This is a genomic window from Variovorax sp. P4_D9 (genome assembly GCF_056401695.1).
The window spans coordinates 1-4,101 of record NZ_JBFUIU010000779.1; the positions used below are offsets into that span (position 1 = coordinate 1).

5 protein-coding genes are annotated in these 4,101 nt (G+C 66.3%); all 5 read left to right on the forward strand.

The genetic code is table 11. The annotated features are described in order from the left end of the window. Positions 1 to 232, forward strand: a 232-nt coding sequence (locus tag AC1DY5_RS44955) for a 2Fe-2S iron-sulfur cluster-binding protein (RefSeq protein WP_478120876.1), incomplete at its 5' end; no start/stop codon positions are given. A gap of 14 nt (positions 233 to 246) precedes the next feature. Next, positions 247 to 663 carry a bacteriohemerythrin gene (locus tag AC1DY5_RS44960; protein WP_478120877.1) on the forward strand — a complete coding sequence of 139 codons (417 nt, stop codon included), beginning with the start codon at positions 247 to 249 and terminating at the stop codon, positions 661 to 663. Positions 664 to 725: 62 nt separating this feature from the next. Continuing rightward, the gene (locus AC1DY5_RS44965) at positions 726 to 1,706 is read left to right on the forward strand and encodes a Bug family tripartite tricarboxylate transporter substrate binding protein (protein ID WP_478120878.1); all 981 of its coding nucleotides are present in this window, start codon (positions 726 to 728) and stop codon (positions 1,704 to 1,706) included. A 17-nt stretch (positions 1,707 to 1,723) separates the two neighbouring features. Continuing rightward, positions 1,724 to 2,848, forward strand: a complete 1,125-nt coding sequence (locus AC1DY5_RS44970) for a CaiB/BaiF CoA transferase family protein (RefSeq protein ID WP_478120879.1) — start codon at positions 1,724 to 1,726, stop codon at positions 2,846 to 2,848. Then, entirely contained in the window at positions 2,845 to 4,026 is a 1,182-nt protein-coding gene (locus AC1DY5_RS44975; RefSeq protein ID WP_478120880.1) for a thiolase C-terminal domain-containing protein, read from the forward strand. Before AC1DY5_RS44970 ends, AC1DY5_RS44975 begins: the two co-directional genes overlap by 4 nt. Positions 4,027 to 4,101: the final 75 nt, after the last annotated feature.

Below are 4,101 nucleotides of genomic sequence, written 5' to 3' on the forward strand. Positions count from 1 at the left end.
GCGCCATGCCGTTCCCAGCGGCAAGACGATCCTCGACGTGCTGCTCGATGCCGGGCTGGACATGCCGTATTCCTGCGGGCAGGGCGTCTGCGGCTCCTGCTACACGAAGGTGATCGCGGGCGAAGTCGACCACCGCGACTGCTTCCTGACGGAGGATGAGCGTGCCAGCAACAGCGCCATGCTGATCTGCTGCTCGGGCGCGCGGTCAGGCCATCTGATTCTTGATCTGTGAGGCGAGGTGAATCCATGAGCCAACCCATCGTTCTCGGTCACGACGAGATGGACGAAGTGCATGCGGAGTTCGATGCGCTCCTCGCTTCCGCTGGCTCCTGCAGTGACGAGGATCTGCCCGGCACCCTGGACGCGTTGACGACTCATCTCCAGAGCCATTTCGCGATGGAAGACGAATGGATGTCGCGCGGCGACTTTCCGCCGCGGGACTGCCATGCGGCCGAGCACGCGGCGGTCCTGCAGTCGGCGAACGAGGTGCGGCCCTTGGTGGCGGCGGGCAATGTGGTCGTGGGACGTTCGTTCATCCGGGCGCTGGCCGAGTGGTTTCCCGCGCATGCCACGCATCTGGACTCAGCCCTGGCGACCTGGATCTGCAAGCAGAGGCTGGGCGCGAAGCCGCTCGTGTTCCATCGCAGGGTCGCCAGCCATTGACGCATTGATAGAATGGTTCTACCATTCACTTTCTACGCCAAAACACCTCCGTCGGAGACAACATGCCCCACTCACATCGCGTCGCACTGGCCACCGGCCTTCTTTTCTTGCTCACCACTCTCGCAGCGCCGCATGCCGCGGCCCAGGACAAATTCCCGAACAAGCCGATTCGCATCGTTGTGCCCTATGCCGCTGGCGGCAGCACGGACCAACTGGCCCGCGCGATCCAGCAGCCGATGTCGGACTTCCTCAAGCAGCCGGTGATCGTCGACAACAAGGTCGGAGCGGGCGGCTCCATCGGCACCGACTACGTGGCAAAGGCGCCTGCGGACGGCTACACGCTGGTGTTCGGCAATTCGGGCCCGAACGCGGTGCTGCCGCTGCTGAAAAAGACGCCCTACGACTCGTTGAAGGATCTACGCCCCATCTCCACCGTGGCCATCACGCCCATGATCCTGGCCATCGCCGCGGACAACCCCGCGAAGAGCCTGAAGGAATTTCTCGCAGCGGCAAGGAAGTCCGGCCATGCATGGAATTTCGGTTCCGTGGGCAACGGCTCGCTGTCGCACCTGACCGGCGAATACTTCAACGGCCTGGCAGGCCTCAGCATGGTCCATGTTCCCTACAACGGGGGCGCACCAATGATGACCGCCTTCGGCGGCGGCCAGTTGCAGGCGGCGTTCGTCACCGGCCTCGACGGGCAGGCGATGGTTCAGGCCGGTAAGGTGCGCTACCTCGCGGTGGGAACGCCGCAGCGCACTCCTACCGTGGCCGGCCTGCCGGCGATTGCCGAAGAGGTGCCTGGTTTCCGCAGCGTGGCCTGGTTCGGCGTGTTGGCGCCCAGGGGCGTRCCGGACGCGGTGGCCGCGAAGCTGCACGAGGCAGTTGTGCATGCCGTGGCACAGCCCGAGGTCAAGAAGATGTTCGCCGACCGCAACATCGAAGCGCGCAGCAGCACGCCCGATGAATTGGAACGCATGATCCGCGACGAGATGGCGCAGTGGGGGCCGGTGGCCCAGCGCGCCAACATCCGCCTCGACTGAWGGCATCGACCTCTTCCGTGGCGCGAGGGCCGCTCGCGGGCCTGCGTGTCGTCGAATTCGCCGGCCTGGGTCCGGCACCTTTCGCCTGCATGCTGCTGGCGGACATGGGCGCGGATGTCGTGCTCGTGGCCCGCCCCGGCTCGCGGTTGGCGGATCCCCTGCAGATCGTCGACCGCGGCCGCACCGTGGTGCAGGCCGACCTCAAGGCCGCTGCCGACAGGGATCGCATACTGGCGCTGCTCGACGAAGCGGATGTGCTGGTGGAAGGTTTCCGACCCGGCGTCCTGGAGCGCCTGGGGCTCGGCCCCGACGTGGTGATGGCAAGAAATCCGCAGCTTGTATATGCGCGCATGACGGGCTGGGGGCAGGAGGGGCCGCTCGCCACGACCGCCGGCCACGACATCAACTACATCGCCATCACGGGCGCTCTTGCAGCGATCGGACCCAGGGATCGACCGACGCCGCCGCTGAATCTGGTGGGGGACTATGCGGGCGGCAGCCTGTACCTGGCGCTCGGCGTGCTCGCGGCGCTGCACGAGGCAAGAAGGTCGGGCCAGGGACAGGTCGTGGATGCGGCCATCACCGATGGCGTGATCCAACTCATGACGCACTTCATCGCGCAGCAGCAGCGCGGCCGTTTCGCCGAGCAGCGCGAGAGCAACATGCTGGACGGCGGCGCACCGTGGTACGGCGTGTATCCCACGGCGGACGGGCAGCACCTCGGCGTGGGCGCCATAGAGCCGCAGTTCTTCGCACTCTTCGTCGACCTGCTCGGCCTCGACCCGAGCTGGAAGAAGGCGCAGCACGACGAGACGCTTTGGCCAAGCCTGCGCGAGGCGATCGGCACGGCGGTGAAGTCACGCAGCCGCGCGCACTGGGAAGCCGCCTTCGCCGGCACGGATGCCTGCGTGTCGCCGGTGCTCACCCTGACAGAAGCCATGGCCGATCCACACAATCTGGCGCGCGGAAATTTCGTGACCATCGACGGTGTCGTGCATCCCGCGCCTGCGCCGCGCTTTTCTCGCACGCCGACGCGCGCAGTGGCGGCGCCGTCGGGTGCACCGTCCTCTCTCGAGGCGGAACTGCAGCGATGGAAAGGCCGGGAACCGGCCACAACCGAACAGGGGCAAGGACAGCAATGAGTGATCGAACGTTGCGCGGCAAGGTCGCCGTCGTCGGCATCGGCGAAACCACCTATTACAAGCACGGCCAGTCGCCCGAGCCCGAATTCAAGATGGCATTGCGAGCGATTCTGGCCGCCTGCAGCGACGCCGGCATCAGCGCCCACGACATCGATGGCTTTGCGTCGTACAGCGACGATCGCAGCGATGCCGTCAGACTGGCGACGGCGCTGGGATTGCCGCGGTTGCGTTCGTCGACCATGCAATGGGGCGGAGGCGGAGGCGGCTGCTGTGCCGCGGTCGCCAACGGGGCGGCTGCGATCACGACGGGACAGGCCGACTGCGTGGTGGTCTTCCGTTCCCTGGCCCAGGGGCAGTACGGCCGCTTCGGGCAGAACTCCGCGGCGGGAACGATCTCGGGCGAGCGCGCCTATCTCGTCCCCTATGGCGTGATCGCTCCGCCCCAGCGATTCGCCATGCGGGTCATGCGCTACATGCACGAGCACGGCGTGCGGCAAGAGGCGCTGCGGGCCATCGCGATGGCTTCCTATCACCACGCGCAGAGCAATCCCCGAGCGGTGATGCACGGCAAGCCCTTGAGCGAGGAGCGCTACGACGCATCGCGCTGGATCGTCGAGCCCTTTCATCTCTTCGATTGCTGCATGGAAAACGACGGCGCCGCCGCGTTGATCCTCATGGACGCCGAGCGGGCCAGAGACCTTCGGCAGAAACCCGTGTACCTGTTGGGTGCGGCCTCCGGCGCCAGCGAGCGATTCGGCAGCCATGCGCACAACTCTCCGAACTATGCATCGGCCAACTTCACGACCGTGGCGCGGGACCTCTACCGCATGTCGGGAGTGTCACCCGCGGATGTGGGCGTGGTGCAGAGCTACGAGAACTTCACAGGCGGCGTGGTCATGGCGCTTGCCGAGCATGGCTTCTTCGCGCCCGAGGAGGCCAACGATTTCCTCACGCTCGACAACCTGACAGCCCCTGCGGGACGCCTGCCACTCAACACCAGCGGCGGGAACCTGGCCGAGTGCTACATGCATGGCTTCGAACTCGTGCTGGAGGCCGTGCGCCAGGTGCGAGGCAGCGCCACGAGCCAGGCTCGACGCAGCGATGTTGCGCTGGTCATCGGCGGTCCGATGGTCGCGCCGTCCAGCAACCTGATGCTGGGCTCCGAGGCGGTACTTTGAGGACCATTGGATGACGACGACGAACTTCTACCTGCCTGAAGGCCTGCCGGCGCCAGTCGCCGAGTCGGATGGCGT